This window comes from Treponema vincentii F0403 (genome assembly GCF_000412995.1).
GTDB lineage: Bacteria > Spirochaetota > Spirochaetia > Treponematales > Treponemataceae > Treponema > Treponema vincentii.
This window is the reverse complement of sequence record NZ_KE332512.1, coordinates 2316746-2336761: the sequence shown is the minus strand read 5'-3', so window position 1 is coordinate 2336761 and position 20016 is coordinate 2316746. Positions and strand designations below refer to the sequence as shown.

General features: G+C 41.2%; 28 protein-coding genes. 10 read left to right on the top strand and 18 right to left on the bottom strand.

Annotated features, from left to right (window positions below; all coding sequences use genetic code 11):
* Positions 1-232 precede the first annotated feature (232 nt).
* The 3 genes from HMPREF1222_RS10710 to HMPREF1222_RS10700 are packed head-to-tail and all read left to right on the top strand — an operon-like array spanning position 233 to position 1362.
* Positions 233-484, top strand: a complete 252-nt coding sequence (locus tag HMPREF1222_RS10710; protein WP_016519419.1) for a DUF6290 family protein — start codon at positions 233-235, stop codon at positions 482-484.
* Positions 481-741 carry a type II toxin-antitoxin system RelE family toxin gene (locus HMPREF1222_RS10705; RefSeq protein ID WP_016519418.1) on the top strand — a complete coding sequence of 87 codons (261 nt, stop codon included), beginning with the start codon at positions 481-483 and terminating at the stop codon, positions 739-741. Before HMPREF1222_RS10710 ends, HMPREF1222_RS10705 begins: the two co-directional genes overlap by 4 nt.
* A gap of 21 nt (positions 742-762) precedes the next feature.
* On the top strand, positions 763-1362 hold the full coding sequence (locus HMPREF1222_RS10700) for a ribbon-helix-helix protein, CopG family (RefSeq protein ID WP_016519417.1): 600 nt from the start codon (positions 763-765) through the stop codon (positions 1360-1362).
* 269 nt (positions 1363-1631) lie between these two features.
* Here the strand turns inward: HMPREF1222_RS10700 and HMPREF1222_RS10695 are convergent, their stop codons facing one another.
* From HMPREF1222_RS10695 to HMPREF1222_RS10680, 4 genes are all read right to left on the bottom strand, one after another.
* The gene (locus HMPREF1222_RS10695) at positions 1632-1820 is read right to left on the bottom strand and encodes a hypothetical protein (RefSeq protein ID WP_155997642.1); all 189 of its coding nucleotides are present in this window, start codon (positions 1818-1820) and stop codon (positions 1632-1634) included.
* A 496-nt stretch (positions 1821-2316) separates the two neighbouring features.
* The gene (locus tag HMPREF1222_RS10690; RefSeq protein ID WP_016519415.1) at positions 2317-2505 is read right to left on the bottom strand and encodes a hypothetical protein; all 189 of its coding nucleotides are present in this window, start codon (positions 2503-2505) and stop codon (positions 2317-2319) included.
* 252 nt (positions 2506-2757) lie between these two features.
* Complete coding sequence (locus HMPREF1222_RS10685) at positions 2758-3051, bottom strand: ribbon-helix-helix domain-containing protein (RefSeq protein WP_016519414.1); 294 nt, start codon at positions 3049-3051, stop codon at positions 2758-2760.
* Positions 3052-3071: 20 nt separating this feature from the next.
* Positions 3072-5246 (bottom strand): type IV secretory system conjugative DNA transfer family protein, encoded by a 2175-nt coding sequence (locus HMPREF1222_RS10680; protein ID WP_016519413.1) that lies wholly within the window; start codon positions 5244-5246, stop codon positions 3072-3074.
* Positions 5247-5641: 395 nt separating this feature from the next.
* On the opposite strand from HMPREF1222_RS10680, the gene HMPREF1222_RS10675 reads away from it, so the two are divergent.
* From HMPREF1222_RS10675 to HMPREF1222_RS12855, 3 genes are read left to right on the top strand one after another with little or no spacing between them, the layout of a single operon-like run.
* Complete coding sequence (locus HMPREF1222_RS10675) at positions 5642-5974, top strand: DNA topoisomerase (protein WP_196799941.1); 333 nt, start codon at positions 5642-5644, stop codon at positions 5972-5974.
* A gap of 11 nt (positions 5975-5985) precedes the next feature.
* Positions 5986-6126 carry a DNA topoisomerase gene (locus HMPREF1222_RS13425; RefSeq protein ID WP_081636905.1) on the top strand — a complete coding sequence of 47 codons (141 nt, stop codon included), beginning with the start codon at positions 5986-5988 and terminating at the stop codon, positions 6124-6126.
* On the top strand, positions 6110-6313 hold the full coding sequence (locus tag HMPREF1222_RS12855) for a hypothetical protein (protein WP_155997640.1): 204 nt from the start codon (positions 6110-6112) through the stop codon (positions 6311-6313). The genes HMPREF1222_RS13425 and HMPREF1222_RS12855 overlap by 17 nt, the downstream gene beginning before the upstream one ends.
* Before the next feature lie 91 nt (positions 6314-6404).
* On the opposite strand, the gene HMPREF1222_RS13010 is transcribed toward HMPREF1222_RS12855, so the two are convergent.
* Positions 6405-6542: a hypothetical protein gene (locus HMPREF1222_RS13010; protein ID WP_244870153.1), complete on the bottom strand. Its 138-nt coding sequence runs from the start codon at positions 6540-6542 to the stop codon at positions 6405-6407.
* Between the two features lie 145 nt (positions 6543-6687).
* Between HMPREF1222_RS13010 and HMPREF1222_RS12630 the strand changes: the two genes are divergently transcribed.
* A complete protein-coding gene (locus HMPREF1222_RS12630; RefSeq protein WP_016519411.1) occupies positions 6688-7050 on the top strand; it encodes a hypothetical protein in 363 nt (120 codons plus the stop codon).
* Positions 7051-7378: 328 nt separating this feature from the next.
* On the opposite strand, the gene HMPREF1222_RS12625 is transcribed toward HMPREF1222_RS12630, so the two are convergent.
* Positions 7379-7744 (bottom strand): TIGR02328 family protein, encoded by a 366-nt coding sequence (locus HMPREF1222_RS12625; protein WP_016519410.1) that lies wholly within the window; start codon positions 7742-7744, stop codon positions 7379-7381.
* Between the two features lie 216 nt (positions 7745-7960).
* Here HMPREF1222_RS12625 and HMPREF1222_RS10660 point away from each other — a divergent pair, with 216 nt between their 5' ends.
* On the top strand, positions 7961-9580 hold the full coding sequence (locus tag HMPREF1222_RS10660) for an ATP-binding protein (protein WP_016519409.1): 1620 nt from the start codon (positions 7961-7963) through the stop codon (positions 9578-9580).
* A gap of 97 nt (positions 9581-9677) precedes the next feature.
* Here the strand turns inward: HMPREF1222_RS10660 and HMPREF1222_RS13420 are convergent, their stop codons facing one another.
* The 6 genes from HMPREF1222_RS13420 to HMPREF1222_RS10635 form a co-directional block, all read right to left on the bottom strand.
* Positions 9678-9899, bottom strand: a complete 222-nt coding sequence (locus HMPREF1222_RS13420; protein ID WP_425314957.1) for a Txe/YoeB family addiction module toxin — start codon at positions 9897-9899, stop codon at positions 9678-9680.
* An 86-nt stretch (positions 9900-9985) separates the two neighbouring features.
* The gene (locus tag HMPREF1222_RS12840) at positions 9986-10858 is read right to left on the bottom strand and encodes an IS3 family transposase (RefSeq protein ID WP_280452028.1); all 873 of its coding nucleotides are present in this window, start codon (positions 10856-10858) and stop codon (positions 9986-9988) included.
* A gap of 23 nt (positions 10859-10881) precedes the next feature.
* Positions 10882-11154: a transposase gene (locus HMPREF1222_RS10650; protein ID WP_016517724.1), complete on the bottom strand. Its 273-nt coding sequence runs from the start codon at positions 11152-11154 to the stop codon at positions 10882-10884.
* A 147-nt stretch (positions 11155-11301) separates the two neighbouring features.
* The gene (locus HMPREF1222_RS10645) at positions 11302-11559 is read right to left on the bottom strand and encodes a type II toxin-antitoxin system RelB/DinJ family antitoxin (protein WP_016519408.1); all 258 of its coding nucleotides are present in this window, start codon (positions 11557-11559) and stop codon (positions 11302-11304) included.
* A gap of 185 nt (positions 11560-11744) precedes the next feature.
* Positions 11745-12284, bottom strand: coding sequence for a GrpB family protein (locus HMPREF1222_RS10640; protein ID WP_016519407.1), 540 nt, complete (start codon positions 12282-12284; stop codon positions 11745-11747).
* 116 nt (positions 12285-12400) lie between these two features.
* Positions 12401-12817 carry a YbgA family protein gene (locus HMPREF1222_RS10635; protein WP_016519406.1) on the bottom strand — a complete coding sequence of 139 codons (417 nt, stop codon included), beginning with the start codon at positions 12815-12817 and terminating at the stop codon, positions 12401-12403.
* A gap of 243 nt (positions 12818-13060) precedes the next feature.
* Between HMPREF1222_RS10635 and HMPREF1222_RS10630 the strand changes: the two genes are divergently transcribed.
* Together HMPREF1222_RS10630 and HMPREF1222_RS10625 are read left to right on the top strand one after the other, a co-directional pair.
* The gene (locus HMPREF1222_RS10630) at positions 13061-14557 is read left to right on the top strand and encodes a carboxylesterase family protein (protein WP_016519405.1); all 1497 of its coding nucleotides are present in this window, start codon (positions 13061-13063) and stop codon (positions 14555-14557) included.
* An 86-nt stretch (positions 14558-14643) separates the two neighbouring features.
* On the top strand, positions 14644-15315 hold the full coding sequence (locus HMPREF1222_RS10625; RefSeq protein WP_016519404.1) for a methyltransferase family protein: 672 nt from the start codon (positions 14644-14646) through the stop codon (positions 15313-15315).
* Positions 15316-15326: 11 nt separating this feature from the next.
* On the opposite strand, the gene HMPREF1222_RS10620 is transcribed toward HMPREF1222_RS10625, so the two are convergent.
* From HMPREF1222_RS10620 to HMPREF1222_RS13005, 6 genes are all read right to left on the bottom strand, one after another.
* Positions 15327-15707, bottom strand: a complete 381-nt coding sequence (locus HMPREF1222_RS10620) for an ATP-binding cassette domain-containing protein (protein WP_016519403.1) — start codon at positions 15705-15707, stop codon at positions 15327-15329.
* Between the two features lie 61 nt (positions 15708-15768).
* Positions 15769-16641 (bottom strand): IS3 family transposase, encoded by an 873-nt coding sequence (locus HMPREF1222_RS10615; RefSeq protein WP_280452028.1) that lies wholly within the window; start codon positions 16639-16641, stop codon positions 15769-15771.
* Between the two features lie 23 nt (positions 16642-16664).
* A complete protein-coding gene (locus tag HMPREF1222_RS10610) occupies positions 16665-16937 on the bottom strand; it encodes a transposase (RefSeq protein WP_016517724.1) in 273 nt (90 codons plus the stop codon).
* Positions 16938-16980: 43 nt separating this feature from the next.
* Positions 16981-17607: a formylglycine-generating enzyme family protein gene (locus tag HMPREF1222_RS10605; RefSeq protein WP_016519402.1), complete on the bottom strand. Its 627-nt coding sequence runs from the start codon at positions 17605-17607 to the stop codon at positions 16981-16983.
* 253 nt (positions 17608-17860) lie between these two features.
* Positions 17861-18799 (bottom strand): formylglycine-generating enzyme family protein, encoded by a 939-nt coding sequence (locus HMPREF1222_RS10600; RefSeq protein WP_016519401.1) that lies wholly within the window; start codon positions 18797-18799, stop codon positions 17861-17863.
* A 30-nt stretch (positions 18800-18829) separates the two neighbouring features.
* The coding region (locus HMPREF1222_RS13005; RefSeq protein WP_016519400.1) for a leucine-rich repeat domain-containing protein at positions 18830-20016 on the bottom strand (1187 nt) is incomplete at its 5' end.

Genomic DNA, 20016 nt, shown 5'->3' with positions numbered 1-20016 from the left:
AAATTCAAATTTTCTCCGGCAAAAGTTATTAATTTCATCAAGTCGATAGCATTACCCTGTGTCAATTATTGACGCAAAAATTATATGATATTTGTCCGACAAATAAGCGTTGTTTTAACCCATACTGCTTGACAAATATGAACAATTCTAATATTTTTAATAAAATTATTAAAAAAAACAACATTTTTAGTATCAGATAATAGCACTGTGTCAAGGGGCTAAAGGGAGTTTTATGGGTGTTAGAAATACTGTAAGTATGAGTTTTAGTGCTAAGCCGCAGTTATTTAATCAAGTTGACGCTTTGTGTAAGGTGAGAGGTTGTACAAGAAGTTGGTTTTTGAATAAGGCAGTTGAGAGATTTATTCTTGAATGCCTGGAAGACCAAGAAGATTATGAGACTGCTGCTGCTGCTTGGGCAGAGTTTCAGAAAGGAGATAAAAAGACTTATTCACTTGATGAAGTTCGTGAGAAACTTGATTTATGAAAGTTACTTTCTCAGACAAGGCTTTTAAGCAATTACAGAAATTGGATAATGCTATTCAAAAGCGTATTATTGATTTTATGACAGCTGTTTCTCAACTTGAAAATCCTCGTTCTCGTGGAAAATTGCTTGTTGGTAATTTACGTGGGATTTGGCGTTATCGAGTTGGTGATTACAGAATTTTATGTCAACTAAAAGACAAGGAACTTTGTATTTTTGTGATTGATATCGGGCACAGAAAAGAGGTTTACGATGAATAGCATGTTTGAAGGAACACTACGATGGAACAAATAAGTGCAAATATAAAGAAAAAACTCTATGATAAACTGCTTAAGAAAGAACAAGAGACCGGTGTTTCGCAATCAAAGATTATCGAAGAGGCCTTGATACAGTACCTTACACAAGAGCCTGTTGCAGAAGCAACCAACCCCGCTGAAGATAAAAGCGAACTGTATGCAGTTCAATTTGTAAAAAATAGAGGAAGGAGCATTCGCTCCTTTGCGCTTGAGAATGGACTTGAGTACATCACTTTTTTTAAAAGTATTACCGGTGTGACAAAACCGACCTACGAGATGATGTTTCGCTTACGGAATGTTATTCCACCTTCTTGGTGGGTAACCTCGACGGCAGAAGCAAAACCCGAGCAAAAGTACTTTACCGGCCCGGATGATTACCGAATCGTGAGGAAACATTCAGCAGGGTATAAACACTTAGAGCCGCTTACTTACTCATGGTGTGCTAAAAACGGCATTAATTATGATCAGCTCTATAACTTGAAGACCAGGAAAACTTTTGGCTTTCCTTCATATTCTATTATACGCGCCTTACGGCACTGGATTGATCCAGACCTCTGGTTCATCTATGAAAAACGGCAGGAGTAGTGATGTTAAGACCGGTGCGGCACACTTTGCAGAGCATAATTTGATAGAGGTAGATTAAGGCTATCCATAGTAAATATCCTGTTGTAAACCCGAATCAAAAAGAATATCCAATAAATATGGATCATTCTTTGCGAGTAATCGCATGAGAAAAAAAAGTACCTTGGTATTGAATAATCACTTATCATTTCCATTTTTTCGCACTCCACATCTTACGAGTACGGAGCGCATTGACTATTCAATACACTCCGTTTGTTTCGTATCAAATAGGTTTAAAAGATGCCGTTATCGACTTCTTCACTTTCAAAACTTGTCTCAATCTCAGCTTCTCCTTTTTTCTTTACCGAAAATTTCGATACCAAAACTGAATCGCTATATTTCCCGTTCGAAAAATCAGGAAGCCCTGAAAGGGCGATGAAGCGGTCAAGAATGATAAAACGTTTTCCGGTTTCATCTTCCATTTCACAGCCAATCCGTTGATATTGTGTTTTTTCTTTTCCGTGTACTGTCGAATTGGAATACATAAATATGTTATAACTTTTGCCATATAAAGGTTCGCCTCATCATCTCTACTACGCACATAACAGAAACGACACAGTTCTACTAAAAGCCCGATCTGGTTTGCAATCTTTTCATTTCCAGCGAAGAAGAAGTTAACTATTTCGTCGGCACTTTAAAAACGCAAAACATCGATCATCAACGGTACATATTTTTTTATGAGCCCCGGCTCGTCACACTCCTTAAAATTACAGCACGCGATATTTTACAACAGGCCAATGTCATAACATTAATGCCATTATAAAAAACGTGCTGTTTATCGACACATTGAATACTTCATTGATATGGAGCTCCGCCACCGTTATCTGCCCATATACCGACCGCATCTGTGATAGCGCAGACCTTATGACCGTACAGTTTATAATACTATAATACATTACGGTTATACCTTCAATATCATCATGAAGAAATGCGCTGCATTTCCTTGACGTATTCATCAAGTCCGCTTATCGACGTATCGAGTATTTCGTTGACCTTTGGTCCCGTTTCCGTTGCAGTCAAATGCACACATACGTGTATTGCATCCGATACAGGAGGTAATGAGCCGATAATGACTTCCCGTAAAAGCCCTTGGATACGTGCAAGCATGAGCGGTGCGCTTTCTGCATGAATAGTCGTAGCATTTGCCGGATGCCCGGTCTACCATGCCTTCAAGAGATCATTAGTGACATGCCGTAACGTAATCCCCCGAAAATAATACGGCGCGACTTCATACGCATTGCCGAAGCGATTTTGTGTAACACGGCATTTAAAAATGTGCTTTTCCCACTTCCGGTCGCTTCTCCGACCACAAGTTATCATATTACCGTTTCAATCGAATATCATCATCGCTCATATCATCTATTCATGGCTTTCTTCCACTGCATTGCTTTGCTCAAGAAAATAAAGGAGACTTTTCACTTGAGAAATTGCATCATAGAATAAATTTTTATCATTCACTTCTTGCGTAACATAGAGTGCAAGTGCGTCACGAACAATATCGGAAAGCGACTGACGCTGTTCTTTACTTTTCAGCTGAAGCAATTCATACAATTTCTGATCAACTCGTGTAGTAATAAACTTCTTTTTTCTTCCTGAAAAAGTTGTCACTGATGTTTTATTTGCCTTTTTCATCGTATTCCCTTTGCCTTTCATCTTTTTGCCTTCTTACAATTTTAGAAGACCTCATGATCTTGATTCTCCCATTCATTTTCACTCTCACCGGCCATTTGCAGTTCTAACATACTAATTCTTCTTTTTAATTCTTCAATAGGGGGATCGGCAGGATCGCAAAAATGTCGTTCCCTCTCTTGCGGAAGTGGTTCGAGAAAATCGGCAAGTGTTGCATTTTCCAGCGTGATTTTCCTCTTACGTACATCCTGCCTGCTCATTAAAAAAAGCGGTGTGTCTTTTTGCATGGCTTTTTCAACTTCAGCTGACCGTGCTAAAATATCGATTCCCTTATTAGATGGAAGGTTTACACATTCGCTTAAAAGGTCTTTCCTTTTTTGCGGTACACTCATATTGGCACGATCTTTAAAGCGAGGACTGTCAAAGTAGACCACTTTCTTTCCGATATACGGCATGCCGTTGTTAATTAAAAGAAGTGAATTCCAATCAAGTTTTGTAAGCTCGTCCGGATTCATTAAATCCCGCTGTATATCTTGTGCGGCAAGATTGCGGTTATCAAGCGGGCCGAACCTCCTTCCTGATTGTGAAATGTTTTCATGCACAACCGATTCTTTACCGAGTAAGTCGGTAAAGACTTTCGCATCACTGGGTTTTCTCGGCCTGAAAACAATCGTGTTTTCACAGTGGTCTAAAAACGGATGTTCCTGTCCATATAATTTCACCAACTGATTCATTGCCTGGCAGATGATTAAGAAACGTACCCCATAACCTGCAAGAACACCCATCGTTTCTGCAAGAAACGGAAAATAGCCGAGTATCGGAAACCCATCGAGAATGAAAAGTAAATCTTCAGGCAGTTTAACCGCTCCATACTGTGTTTCCCCTTCAGAAAATTTCCTGAGCATAAATTCAATGAGTAAGCGGAATACCGGTGCAATCCGTTTGATATGCGCATACGGCACCGTCAGATACAATGATATTGGGGTCTTTGTTGAAATAAAATCTTCAATTGAAAAATCGCTTGCACATGTCGCGTTTTCGATAAGCGGATCTTCAAATAATTGCAATTTTGAAAAACACGTTGAAAGGACGTCTGCTTGTACTTTCGGATTTTTTGAAAGTCTATTTGCGCATCCGGAGATTGTCTTACAAGCACTTTTATTGCCGCTGTGAAGATCTTTGAGCATCGCCTCGACAAGCGGATTTTTAATGTCGGTTTCCGTTTGTCCTTGTGAGAAAAAGGCATTTGACTCCGATATGAGCCGTAACACCGTAGTAAGATTTTTTGCAGGATAACGGTCGGAATACTTCACATGCAAAATGACACCGGTAACAAAATCTTTGGCGCTATTATTAAAGAATTGTTCCGTCCCTGAATCTTTGGCGTTATCACCTGCAAACAAAATATCCGCAATAAGGTTCGCATCACTATACATAAAGTCCCCGTCGCGTATCTCATCGATAATATTTATCCTAAGGGTATCCCGTGAGATGGGGGAAAATTTAAGGCAGTGTGAAAACTGCTTTCTAAAGCCTGCGGTGATATTCCAGTTTTCTCCCTTAGGGTCAAACACAATAACACTATGCGGATAGTTCAATAGCGTTGGGATAATAACCGATACGCCTTTCCCGCTCCGCGTCGGAGCAAGGCAGAGGGTGTTGGTTTTTCCCGAATGGCATAAGAGCTTCTTGCCTTCGGATATTGTTTTAAGGCGTACAGCATCATCTTTTGCATTGTACTCGGCACTGATTTTAGCATCTGCCGTCTGCCCGCATACGACACCGGTTTCACGGAACATCCCTGCATTCTTTAAATCCTTCTTCGTAGCCCATCGCGCCGTTCCGTATAGGTATACTTCTTTTTGTCTCAATGAACGGATGACATACAGAATAATAAAACCGATCGCGATTGCTGTTCCAATGAGCGCCGGCTTTATTGAGCGGAACAAATACACATCAAAGCCGGGACGAAGAAAGTATTTGATGAAACAGCCGAAGTACACAAACGGATTATACACCGGATATCCTGAAGGAAAGCGAAATAACGGATACCTGACAATATGCGGGTTATAGCGCATAAGGCGTGCGAAAACTTGTGTACTCCACCAAAAGCCGCCGACTACGGTGATAACCGGAATAACAAAATTAAGGATACCCATAATAACTGTTATTTTTTTTCGAGTCGGTTTGCCTCGTATAAATTCACTTTTCTTACTCATCTTTTGCTCCTTTCATACAAGTGATAATAACACCTTCCTAAATATTCCAAAAAAGAACTTATTTACATTCCTTTATCTTGCCTCTTCAGGACACCTGTGAGTATATCATATTAATGTTATCTTCACAATACCTTATATTGATGTTATCTTTGTAATAACTTATATTCTTTTTATGACTTTTATTTTAACTGAAAAACCTTCCGTCGCTAAAGCATTTGCCCACGCCCTCACTGTTCTATTTACCGGCTCCTACTATGGAAACAGCCGCTATCTTATTACCAATTGTCTCGGACACTTTTTTCAAGCATTCGATCCTAAAGATTATGAAGTACACTATAAAAAGTGGAGCCTTTCGGATTTGCCGATTATCCCTCACACAATACGTTTTAAAAAAATTGAAGCGTCAAAAAAAAATCGCTCGTCAAGGCTATGCCCGCCAAAAAGCCGATTGGCTTGTCGGAATCAATATTTCCCGTCTGTTATTCCTCCATGCAAAAACACTCCTTTCGATCGGAAGAGTGCAGACAGCCGTACTTGCCGAAATATTCAGACGAGGAAAAGAAATCGCCGACTTTATCCCAACTCCTTATTGTGAGTACAGTGTGAAAATAGCCTCAAGTGAGGCTATTTTCACTGCAAAGGCCTATAAAAAAAATGAAGCCGCCTTAATTACAACTGCTTTTCAAAACGACTGTTTTACTCCTGACCGGTTTTCAAAAAACCGGTAGTCGTACAAGAAATAAAACAAGAACAAAAAAAAGAAATTCCTCCGCTCATTTTTAATTTAAGTGCACTACAACGTGCTGCCTTTTCTTCTCTTTTCCTTTCTTCCGATCAAACCCTTGCCATTGCACAAACACTCTATGAAAAGTATCAATGACTCTCTTATCCCCCGCACTCCAAGCCGTGTGATGGGAAGTGTTAACGCTCCGCTTATTAAAGATGTCTTTGAACGATGGAAAAAGTATTCTCTTGTAATCAGTATCCCGTTACCGGCTGCCGCTTCACCATATGGAAAAAAACATACGGCACGCTTTTATCTGCTTCTGATGCAGCACTGCTTTTAAATGGAAAATCCGTGCGCAAAAAGAACTGCAAAAGCAAAGCCGGAAAAGTTTTCTTGCGTATTTACTCACGTAAAAATTTAACCGTAGCTATCTATGCCCAAGGCTGAGCCATAGAGATAAGTTTACGCTGCAAGTATTGCGTTATTTCAAGCAGCTGTTGTAAATCCAAGTTGTTCTTCCTGCGGCACAGCTCAGCTTTTACCGCCTCGCTTACATCAGAGCTTCCCATAAATAGTCATTCATCTCTTTCATTCGTCGATTACACTTTAACCTTTTGGGATTGGAAATGCTCCCCCTATATTGCCACCCTCCGTGAGGAAGGCGTACAGGAAAAACTTCTTCCGGGGAAAACACGGTTTCAAAAAATACGCTATATGCTGCAAAAGCGTTTATGCCCGTATTTTAAGAATATCCCGCTTCATACAGTAACGGCAAAAGACATCAATAAATTTCTCGTCTCCCTTTTGGGCTCTCTTAAAGTAAGCAGCCTCAAGAAAATAAGTGAATGGCTCCAGCAGACGGTTAAGTTCGCCTATAAAGAAGGATTACTCGATACTGATATATCTCCGCAAATTCATCGGCCGAAAGGAGAATGTGCGATAAAGCCCATTTTAACAATCGATCAATCAATACAGCTCTTTTCTACTACTGAACAGCTTTCTTATTCTATAATAGCACAAGAGACGATAGAGCAATCGGCTACGATTCAATACGCAAAGAATTTATCCGCGCGATGAAAGCTCTCGGCTTTTATGTGCCGAATTTGAGTATTCATTCCTATTTTACTATTGACTTTCGCGCTGCCGCGAAACATCGCTGATTGTAAGCCGTTCCGTATTTCTTTCCGAAACGGCGTAATGCAACAGTTTCCAAAGTTCACACTTTGTTCAACTGTTGCATTTTAGGGTGCTATTTGTACGATTAAGAATATGGTCTGCTCGTCCATATTCTTAATCTGGAGCGATAGCGGAACAGCGGACGTAGCGACCCGAACGCAGTGAGGGAAACCTCCGAAGAAAAAAGCCATGAACAATGACTTTCTTTTTATAATGGAGCCCCGCAATATTAATCCAAATGAATTCCCTTGGTTTCCAAATTCTTGAGACACTCACGATAATAGCAATCATCATGTTCGGTATATATGGGGCCGGGTACTTCGATGACGGCTAAATTGTTATATGCCGGACATCTTTTGCCGCGATAGTCTTTGTCCAACCACTCCGGACTGACCCTGTAGCCTCGCCGATTCATCTCTGCCATAATGAGTCGGTGATAACAATAAAGGAGATAGGGTGAATAACGAAAAACATAATTGACAGTTGCATGCTGCCTGCCCCAGCCGTTTCCGCGCAAGGCACAACACTCTCTATGTTGTCCCAACAGCTGTTGACGCGGGAGTTTGTTAATCATATCTTGATGCCAAAGTCTCATATAACTCTCTCAATATATAACTTAGAGCAAGGCGTTTATGTGCTGCCCAAAGTTTTTGATACTCTTGTAATCGATTGGATTCTCTCATAACGTGCGGCAAACTGTCAATCGTTAGATAATCAAGTACACTTGTAATGATGCCGCGCAGTGTATACGCCGTATATTTTCAAAAGTCGCTAAATTGCCAGATAGGACAAATCCTGCTATACTTATTGCATGAGTTTTCCACGAAAATTGCCGATAGGTATACAGAGTTTTAAAGATTTACGGGAAAAAGGTTTTCTCTATGTGGATAAAACAGAATACCTTTTTCGGCTAATAAATAGCAGTAAGGTCTATTTCCTCAGCCGTCCACGGCGGTTTGGCAAGAGTTTGTTCCTTTCGACATTATCTGCGTACTTCCGTGGGCAAAAAAAGCTGTTCAAAGACTTGTATCTTGAAAAGGCTGAAGAAGAACAAGCAGTATTGGAAAACAGACCCGCATGGCAGGAATATCCGGTACTATATCTTGATTTTAATACAAAAAATTATACGGATGAGCAGGCGCTTGTAGATATTTTAAACCTCCATCTGGACGAATGGGAAGCCCATTATTCTATACCAAAAACAGCCGCAGCACCGGAAGATCGGTTTAGATTGCTTACTGCGGCTCTTTTTAAGCAGACCGGCAAGCAAGTAGTTATTCTTGTTGATGAATACGACAAACCGCTCCTGCAAACGATGGGCGTAAATGAAGCCTTGAACGAGCAATACCGAAACGAACTCAAAGCTTTTTACTCCGTCATTAAAACCTGTGATGAATACATCCGTTTTGCCTTTTTAACCGGTGTTACCAAATTCAGCAAAATCAGTATTTTCAGTGATCTGAATAACCTCCGGGATATATCGCTGGAGAAACATTATGCGGGCATTTGCGGTATATCCCAAAAAGAATTGGAAGCAAATTTTCAACCTGAAATACAAGTGCTCGCCGATAGTCAAGACTTAACCTATCCGGAAACATTGACTGCCTTGCAGCAATGGTATGACGGATACTGTTTTGCACCTGCAGGGGAAGGCATGTATAATCCCTTTAGCTTATTAAATGCGTTTGCAAAGGAAAGATTTGGAAGTTACTGGTTTGAAACGGGAACCCCGACGTTTTTAGTGAATTTTCTCAAAGAAGCACACTACTTTATCCCTGACTTGGATGGACAGGTTGTACTCACTGAATCGGAGTTGCAAACATACCGAGCCATTGCACAAGAGCCGTTCCCCATTTTATTCCAGTCGGGCTATTTAACCATTAAAGAATACATTAAAGAAGCACGGCTCTATCGATTGGGCTTTCCCAATGATGAAGTCCGGTACGGTTTCTTGGAGAATCTGCTGCCAGCTTACGCTGCGGTACCGTTTGGTGAGACGGGAAAATCAGTATGGCAGTTTGTGGAAGATGTCCGCAAAGGGAATGTAAACGGCTTTATGGAACGGATGCAGTCGCTTATCGCCGGTATCTCGTATGACAACTTTAGTAATAAAGAGCTGAAATTGCGGGAACAAAACTACCAGACAGCGGTGTATCTCATCTTTAAACTGATGGGGCAGTTTGTACAGACGGAAGTGCACTGTAGTACCGGTCGTGCGGACTGTGCGGTATACACTGCTGATAGTATCTATCTTTTCGAATTTAAACTCTCCGGTAGCGGCAGTGCGGAAGATGCACTTGAGCAGATCAAAGAGAATGCCTACGCCGCACAGTATAAGACAAGCGGAAAGAAGATTGTGCTGATTGGGACGAGCTTTAGCGAAGAGACGAGGACGATTAAGGATTGGAAAACCGAAATACTTGAAAACTAAATTGAAGAAACGCTTTACAGACAGTACCCCTTGGTTCTTACTAGTGTAATACAGGAAGCTATTTTATTTATCATTATAATGATTCGTGCGGAGGCTTTCATCCCCCTGCGCTCTGCGCCGTAATAAAGGGTATGAAAGCCGACTGCAACCACCTTATAAGAACAACATACCCCGATGCTCTGCGTCGGGGTTGTTGATTTTTACACTGAATAATTTTAATCAGTCCATCTTCAATTTTATAAACGAGACGATGTTTCTCATCTATTGCTCGGGACCAATAACCACTCAGATTTCCTTTTAAGGGTTCAGGATGGCCTATGCCATCATTGCCATTTCGTTCAATATCAGCAAGTAATTGATTGGAATAGTCAATATTAGTGCAGTGCCTAAATACCCCAAATGTATTTAAGCAGCACTTTTTTTAGCTGCTGTTTTCCTGTATACCAGTGGAGGTAAGCCATCGGGATTTACTGTCGTGATACGTTTCGTGTTGTAATAAGCAAACGTGTATCTCCAGACGATTGTCTTGACCTCCTCCACGGTCAGTTTTGTTGTATCAAGCTGATAGATCTTTTCCTTTTTCAGCGTTGCAAACCAGCTTTCCATCCGGGCATTATCCCAGCATTTCCCAACTCCACTCATACTCTGCACCGCATGCAGCTGTCCGAGCGTCTTTTTGTACTCATCGCTTGTATACTGGCTTCCGCAATCGCTGTGAATTATCGCTCCACTTGGTATATCAAAATTCTTGTATGCCTCCGTTATCGTTTTTATACATAGTTCCTTTTTCATGTTTGTGTCCATTGCAAGAGAAATGATCTCCCCATTATAGCAGTCAAAAAGAGGTGATACGTACAGCTTTCCATCTTTGCATGGTATCTGAGTTATATCCGTCAGCAATTTTCTCAAAGGCTCTTGTGCACTAAAGTCTTGTTTGATGATATTCTGCGGTCTCATCGCCTTTTTGTCGGCTTTTGTAAGACCGTCAGGGCTTTTTCTGTCTTCATGCAGCAGATTTCCTCGTGCCATCGCGCGTCTTACCGTCGACAATGAACGCTTAATGCCCCGTTGTTCAAGTGCTATCTGCATACGCCTCACCCCATAGTTCTTGTTTTCTTCATCCTCATCGAGAATTTTATGCATTTGAGCGAGCAGTTTCTGCCATGCTTTCACTTTTTTCCTGTTTCTCTTCCATTTATAAAAACCGCTTTCGCTGACCGGAAGAACAGCGCACAGCATCCGTGCTGAAAATTGCTTGTCAGCAGTACGGTGGTGGATGTAAGCAAAAAGACCATCCTTTTCTATTTCTTCCGGTCTTGAACGAAAAAACCGAGTGCATCCTTGAGTATCTCATTCGCACTTTTAAGCTCGGCTATTTCTTTCTTGAGGCGGCTGTTCTCTCTTTGAATATCAGCATCTGTACTTTTTCCTTCTTTGTTTTTCTTTACCCGCTGCTTTCTCCAGCCTGCTAATGTTCCGTAGTTCACATTAAGCTGTTCACACGCCTTCTTCACTCCGATCTCGTCCGACAGCTTCAATGCCTCGATTTTAAAGTTCTCATCGTACCGTTTCATTGCCCTTCCTCCTCTCTTTTTCGGCAATTTTGGCGCTGCACTTTTATTGTATCACTCCAGATTTAGTTTTTTGAGAATTTTTTTATCTTGCATTATCCAATAGGTGTAATCAGCCCACGCATCATCTGAAAAATCTTTATGCAATTGTTACACCTCGACAAGCTCACGGATTGAATGCTGCCCATTTTCCATTTGAGCTTTAGAATGTTCCAAAGCCTTTATATTGTTATCCGAATAAAAAGAATTATCTTGAACGATTTCAAAGGGGATTTTACGCTGGATTAACGTTTGCTTTAAAAAGATACGTATCGCAGTTGTCGTATCCATTCCGATTGATTCGAAAAAAGCATCTGCATCCTGTTTGAGCGTTTTATCTATCCGTGTTTGTAAAACTGCTGTTTTCATAGTTACCTCTTAGTATTAAGATACTACAAAAGCAATGCAAACGCAATACTTTTGTAAACGGTATTATCTCAGGTTTGATGCAGGCAGCAGCAGATTTACTAGTTTGTGAATTACTTTGTAGCTTCTTATTTAATTGTTTGAGTTAGGCAAGCTGGAATTTATCGTTTAAAAAGCTCGGACAATAATTATGTTGCCTGTTCTTTCCATATTACAGCATTCTTTTCCATCTGTCGAACAAAAGAAGCTTTTCCGTCGCAGTAGCTGTCTATATCGTAGGGATATTTTTGGGCAAGCGTGCGTTTTAAGGCAGAATACTTTTCGCAAACATCTTTGTGCGTTCTGAGATAGTCTCTGACTGCCAAATGGCGGCTTATATCAGCAGTATTGTCTTCGCAAAAAATATGAATATGATGCGTCCTGTCGTTGCCGCCTTTGCGCAAATAGCGTCGTCCTTTGATTCCGAACTCGCCCATATATTCATAGCCGATTTTCTCAAATTCAGTGCTGACCCCATCTACTTCTTCAAGGCTATGCACAACAGGCATAATATCAATGATTGGTTTTGCATAAAGTCCTTTAACAGCTGTACTGCCTATATGATGAATTGTAACGCAGTTATCTTGCAAGATCCCTTTTATTTTTAATGCTTCTGAATTATATTGCTCAACCCATCTCGGGTCATATGCAACTACAATAATATGCCGTGCCAGTTTACCCCTCCACAACTTCTCATGTGTCAGCTAATAAATTTACTCGCCAACTTATACACTTGATTTATTTCTTTGCTTTCTAAGTGCCAATTATTGAGTTCAGCTTCAACAGCTGTTGACGCGGGAGTTTGTTAATCATATCTTGATGCCACAGTCTCATCTTGTTCTCCGAATAATAGATGCGATTGCTGCAAATACTTGTTAGGGTAGACTGCAAGGAGCTTGCGAACAGCGCCCAGCAAAATTTCCTGTTCCGCCTGACCGCTGCGATATTGCTCCAAACAATACATAAACTCCGCCTTTTCATCCTGAGTAGCCTGCTTCTTAAAATATCCCCAGATATGCTGAAACGCGTTGCAGACTTGTCCTCGATTCTCCGGTAAAGTCCACGCCTGATCAATGAGAGTCAACACATGCCGCACTTGTGCATTCTCCCGCTTTAAATACTCGCGAATCTCGTTATAAATAGAGCCGGACTTACTGAGAACGAGATACTTATGTGCTGCCCAAAGTTTCTGACATTCTTTTAATTGATTTGATTCTCTCATATCGTTTCTTTAAATCTCGAACAAATTCGCCCAAGGTCAGGTTTTCGAGATGCCCTATCACTTATTCGGAATCCCCTGAAAAAATCTCTTTTAATTGACACTCTGCGATTATACAAAAAAATATAAGTATTGAGAATATAGGCAATCCGACGTTGATCTGCCGACTGATAGAAAATGTATCTTAAAAACGATATGCTATTTATAAATAATAAGAGATAAAAATTTGCATAACGGAGATATAAAATGAAAACAGTACAGACAGAAATCGGCAGAGTATATGCGGATATAGTCGGAAAAACGGAAGAAGGCAGGACAGTGTATTCTATATTGGGCGTCCCCTATGCACAAGGAAAAAGATTTGAATATGCAAAAATTCTTAATAAAAAAGACTATACACCGGAAACAGTAATTAACCGAACGGAGACAGTATGCTTTCCGCAGAGAAAATATCCGCTGTTTTTAAATATTTTAATGAAACATCATATGCTGCGTCCGGAATTTCAACCGTTAAAGGATACCCAAACGGAAAATGCATTTGTAGTAAATATATGGGCGCCTGACAATTTTACGAAAAAGAAACCGGTGCTTGTATTTTTACACGGCGGAGGAGAAGGATCGGGAACGGTTCCGATATACACAATGGCGCATATTGCCGAGCAAGGTATTATAGCGGTTACAATTACTTATCGAATAGGAAACTTCGGCTATATGCCTGTTTTTGAAAAAGGAGAAGTAAGAGGGTCGCTTTCCTACCTTGATCAGCAAGCAGCTTTAACTTGGCTTCATAATAATATCAACTCATTCGGCGGAGATAATACAAACATTACACTTATGGGGCATTGCGGAGGCGCAGTCGCGGCCCTGTATCATTATTTAAATCCGCTGAGTAATAAACTGTTTCATAAACTCATGCTTTGTGCGGGAAATGTCCCGATACTGTCTGAATATGATTTCGCAAAAAATGAATATGAAAAAATGCTGTCAAAAAATCATTTAAACGGACTTGAAGACCTGAAAAAATTGTCGGCTAAAAAATTGATGAAACTAAAAGGAGGTCAAAATGATATCATTGACGGTAAGTTTTTTACAGAGCACCCGATGAATCTGTTGGAACGAGGATCATTCCCTTGTATGCCGGTACTGATAGGGTCAAATAAAGATGAATTTTCCATGATTGAATTACCGATGTACTACAAAGCCCTTGGAATTACAAAGAACAAAGAACATTTAAAAGAATTTCTGTTGAAAAAATACGGAGAATTTGCAGATTCTCTTGAATCCGAACTAAAACCGGAAGCAAACGGAATCGTAGACTTACAAATTCAAATCATGGAGTTGCTTGTATTTCACTCAAGTGCACTGTTCCTCATGGAAAAAATCGGAGAAAAATCTCCCGTATACGGATATAGAATGAATTATATTCCTAATCTATATAATGGACTTCGCGGCTCATATCATGGGGCGGAACTTGCATTTTTCTTCGGCACCATAGATAACATGAATATACACATTACCGATGAAAATAAGGCTGCCGTTATTGCAATTCAAAAGGACTGGATACAGTTTATTAAGTTCGGCAAGATAGAAGGGCGTCCGCTTTTTAATGAAACCGGAAAAATTACAGAATATGATAAAGATATCAAAACCATACCGTTTCCCCATGCAAATCTTATTCACCATATTCAAAAGAGCGGTATTGCCGATAAGCTCAGAAAAGAATATATACAGAACCGTAGATAAGTTTCCGTAAAAATAACAGAAAGGCATTGTGAAAAAATTATACAGCTCATAAAGAACTGAGCGAAGGGGAATATAAAAGAGGTTGTATGGAAAAAGATTTATGCTTTAAAGCACTGTTAAAGTTTTCTCTCGGCGTGGTGGCCATAGGAATTTTATTGTTTTTGCCTGCAGGAACTTTTCATTATTGGAAAGCATGGTTGTTGATGGGGATATTATTTATTCCGATGCTCTTCGCAGGAATTGTATTACTGTTGAAAAATCCGGACTTGCTCAAAAAACGCTTGAATACAAAAGAATCGCAAGCGGAACAACGTCTGGTGATAAACTTAAGTGCCGCAATGTTTCTTTTGGGATTTGTTTTAGCCGGATTGAATTTCCGCTTCGGATGGATAATAGCACCCGATTGGTTGTCATGGACAGGTACCGCTATATTTCTGCTTTCATATATGCTTTATGCGGAAGTATTAAAGGAGAATGCCTACTTATCACGAACGGTTGAAGTCCAAAAGGGGCAAAAGGTCGTTGATACCGGATTGTATGGGATCGTTCGCCATCCTATGTATACCATAACGATTTTTTTATTTCTGTCGATGCCTTTGGTGCTGGGTTCTCTTATCTCTTTTGTCGTTTTTCTTGCATATCCTGTCATTATTGCAAAAAGAATTATAAACGAAGAAGCAGTGCTTGAAAAAGATTTAGACGGATACACCGAATATAAAAAGAAGGTAAAATACAAAATCATTCCGTATCTGTGGTGATGTGGAAAAACTTATACGGTTATACGCCTCGTGCAGCAGGCGCGGATAAGTTCGCTGTCATGGGTTACAACGAGAATTGTTGTGCCCATTGATCGAAGTTTTTCCAGCAACGCGGCGGTTTCTTTCATGTGCACATAATCAAGGCCGCTGGTCGGTTCGTCAAGAAGCAGTAAGTCCCGCCCGGATGCAAGGGCGCAGGCAATGGCGAGCCGCTGTTTTTGTCCGCCGGAAAGGCTCTGCGGATGACGATCGGCAAAGTCCGCCAAATCAAGATTTCTTATGATTTCCATTGCCGTTTCTTTCTCATTTGCTGTTCCTTTTTTCAGGCTGATAAGAACCTCATCCAGTACACTTTCTGTAAAAAGCTGATTGCCGGTATCCTGCATAACCATAAAACAAAGCTTCTTTTGGAATAGTCAATATTAGTGCAGTGCCTAAATACCCCAAATGTATTTAAGCAGCACTTTTTTTAGCTGCTGTTTTCCTGTATACCAGTGGAGGTAAGCCATCGGGATTTACTGTCGTGATACGTTTCGTGTTGTAATAAGCAAACGTGTATCTCCAGACGATTGTCTTGACCTCCTCCACGGTCAGTTTTGTTGTATCAAGCTGATAGATCTTTTCCTTTTTCAGCGTTGCAAACCAGCTTTCCATCCGGGCATTATCCCAGCATTTCCCAACTCCACTCATACTCTGCACCGCATGCAGCTGTCCGAGCGTCTTTTTGTACTCATCGCTTGTATACTGGCTTCCGCAATCGCTGTGAATTATCGCTCCACTTGGTATATCAAAATTCTTGTATGCCTCCGTTATCGTTTTTATACATAGTTCCTTTTTCATGTTTGTGTCCATTGCAAGAGAAATGATCTCCCCATTATAGCAGTCAAAAAGAGGTGATACGTACAGCTTTCCATCTTTGCATGGTATCTGAGTTATATCCGTCAGCAATTTTCTCAAAGGCTCTTGTGCACTAAAGTCTTGTTTGATGATATTCTGCGGTCTCATCGCCTTTTTGTCGGCTTTTGTAAGACCGTCAGGGCTTTTTCTGTCTTCATGCAGCAGATTTCCTCGTGCCATCGCGCGTCTTACCGTCGACAATGAACGCTTAATGCCCCGTTGTTCAAGTGCTATCTGCATACGCCTCACCCCATAGTTCTTGTTTTCTTCATCCTCATCGAGAATTTTATGCATTTGAGCGAGCAGTTTCTGCCATGCTTTCACTTTTTTCCTGTTTCTCTTCCATTTATAAAAACCGCTTTCGCTGACCGGAAGAACAGCGCACAGCATCCGTGCTGAAAATTGCTTGTCAGCAGTACGGTGGTGGATGTAAGCAAAAAGACCATCCTTTTCTATTTCTTCCGGTCTTGAACGAAAAAACCGAGTGCATCCTTGAGTATCTCATTCGCACTTTTAAGCTCGGCTATTTCTTTCTTGAGGCGGCTGTTCTCTCTTTGAATATCAGCATCTGTACTTTTTCCTTCTTTGTTTTTCTTTACCCGCTGCTTTCTCCAGCCTGCTAATGTTCCGTAGTTCACATTAAGCTGTTCACACGCCTTCTTCACTCCGATCTCGTCCGACAGCTTCAATGCCTCGATTTTAAAGTTCTCATCGTACCGTTTCATTGCCCTTCCTCCTCTCTTTTTCGGCAATTTTGGCGCTGCACTTTTATTGTATCACTCCATGCGTTTTGCTGTCGCTGTTTTCCAATATCCATGCATATTCTTCCATATCTATACCGCTCTCTACTTCACCCCACATACTGTCATCGCTGTTTGAACCGCCTCTTGCAGCCCATTCCCATTCAGCTTCCGTCGGCAGTCTGAAACCGCTTTTACTCATATCCAATACAACATTATTCCAGTCAGCATTATTTGATGCGGGAATAGAATCAGCGGTGAGTATTTGCAAATCAATAAGCTCGCCATTGACGCTGACCGTATAGCATGGCTCAAGCTCCAGGGCGATGCTGAGTTTATTGCAAAAGGCTATAGCCTGATACCAGTTAATGCAGTCAACAGGACGCTTGCACTGTGCTTCCTTTTTTGCAGGACTGCCGGTAAAAAAACTCGGATTGTTACCCATCACCGCAAGCCACAATTCCTGTGTTATCAAGGTTTCTCCTATCCGGTATGAAGCTAGACTAACAGTATGCGGTTCATTGTCTGCATCATGGCGATTCCCAATATGCCCGTTAGTTGCGGATGGTATCAGCTTCATCGTAAAACTTATACCGCCAACCGTATAAACCATATCACCCGAATTTTTATCCATCATAGTTTCCGCCACTTTCATCTTTGTCTCCAAACATAGCATTATCGTTGTTAATGCCCCCTCCAGCACTTTTTAACGACGAGATTTGTGCATAGCCCAAATCTCGCTGCTGCATGGAACCATCGCCCTCGATGGACGTATTGATACGTCGAGGATTGTTTTCAGCAGCGGCATGGATGCCGCTCGTATTAAGCAGTAGCGAGTTTCGCGCTTATGCTAAACTCACAGTCAAAACTATACAAGGATGTATAGTTTTGACGAGTGCCGTATATTTTCAAAAGCCTACTAAACGCACCCCTACCAGATTATTCAACATACTTCGAGCAGGATTGATGCAGAAGCGGTGATACACAAGCGTGTAGTTATCCGAAGAATCGTTACAGCAGCCGCCGCGTACCACCCGCCGCAGAGAACCGCCGGAAGACCTCCCTGCATAATTTTTCGGGAGCGGATTGGGAATATAGTTGTAGTAATCCCAGCACCACTCCCACACATTTCCGCTCATATCATACAGCCCGTACCCGTTGGGCAATTTCTTTTTTACTTCGTGCGTTATCCCATTACTGTTTTTTTCGTACCATGCGTAGTTTTTCAGTTTCCGTTTGGTGCCAATACCTGCCCATTTGAACTTTGTGCCGCCTTGTGCGGCCCACGTCCATTCAGCTTCCGTCGGCAGCCTGAATCCGTTCTTGTTCATGTCCAATACGGCATCATCCCAATCAGTATCTTCTTTCGTAGGAACTTCCTCAACCGCTAGCGTCTTAAAATCGATCGGCTTTTCATCTTTGAAGACTGTATAGCACGGTTCCTGCCCCAGTTTGATACTGAGCTTATTACAGAAGGCAACCGCTTGATACCAGTTGACGTTTTCTACCGGACGCTTAGGCTGCTCTTCTCCGATTGCGGGTGCCGTATCAACTTCTTTTAGTCCGGATTTCTTTTTTCCTCCGGTACCGTCAAAAAAACTTGGATTATTCCCCATCACAGCCTGCCACAATTCCTGCGTTACGAGTGTTTCGCCTATCCGGTATGCGCTCAAGTCTATCGCATATTTTCTGTCAATATTAAATTCGTTACTATACCGTACAAGCCCGCCCGTTACGGCAGCTATCGATTTCATCGTAAAACGTATGCCGTCAACCGAGTAGATTTTATCGGCGGGATATCCATCCATTGCTGCTGTACAAGCGCTATTCGAATTACTGTATGCCATTCTTTTCTCCATTACGAATTACCGATTGGTTTACAAGTTCACGTCAACTGTAATTTGTTCATCCCGTATATTGCTGCCGCTGTTTAGTAACTTCTTTTTCATTAATTTATTCGTAACGGTAAAATGTGCATCGGAGCTAACACCGGAAAAGGCACTGTCTCCAATCTTAGTAACACTATCGGGAATAATAATATCGGTTAAACCGGTACAGCCGGAGAACGAATTTATTTCGATTTCAGTAACAGTGTCGGGAACAACAATATGGCCTTTTAAAGCCCCTGCTGCAGCTATAAGCTTTTTTTTATCCTTTATATAAATAATATTATCCTCGCCACAATATACCGCATTGGCATTATCAACGGTAAGCTGCATTAGGTTCACACAGGCGGCAAAAGCGCCGTTTCTAATATCAGTAACACTGCCCGATACTGCAATAGTTGTTAAACCCGTGCAACCGAAAAATGCGGCTTCTCCAATTACGGTAACACTATCGGGTATCACAATACGTGCTAAACCAGTACAGTTGGAAAATGCCCTATGTCCAATCTCAGTAACACTATTGGGTATCACAATATTTGTTAAACCGGTGCAACCGGAAAAGGCATCGACACCGATTTCAGTAACAGTGTCGGGAACAACAATATGGCCTTTTAAAGCCCCTGCTGCAGCTATAAGCTTTTTGTTATCCTTTGTAAAAATAATATTATGCTCACTACAATACATAGTATTTGCGTTATCAACAATAAGATGTATTAAGTTTGTACAGTGAGAAAATACACCGCTTCCAATTTTAGTAACACTAGCGGGCATCACAATACGTGTTAAACCGGTACAACCGGCAAATGCCCCATCTCCAATCTCAGTAACACTATTCGGTATCACGACACTGGTTAAACCAGCACAGCCGCCGAATGCATACCAATGAATCGTAGTAACACTGTTCGGTATCACAATACTTGTTAAACCGGTACAACCGGCAAATGCGTCCGAATCAATCTCAGTAACAGTATTGGGTATCACGACACTGGTTAAACCGGTACAGTCGGAAAATGCCCTATGTCCAATCTTAGTAACACTATCAGGGATGCTAACACTTCTTAAACCGCTACAGCCGGAAAAGGTACTATTTCCAATCTCAGTAACACTATCGGGTATCACAATGTTCGTTAAACCGGTACAGTCGGAAAAAGCGCTACCTCCAATCTCAGTAACACTAT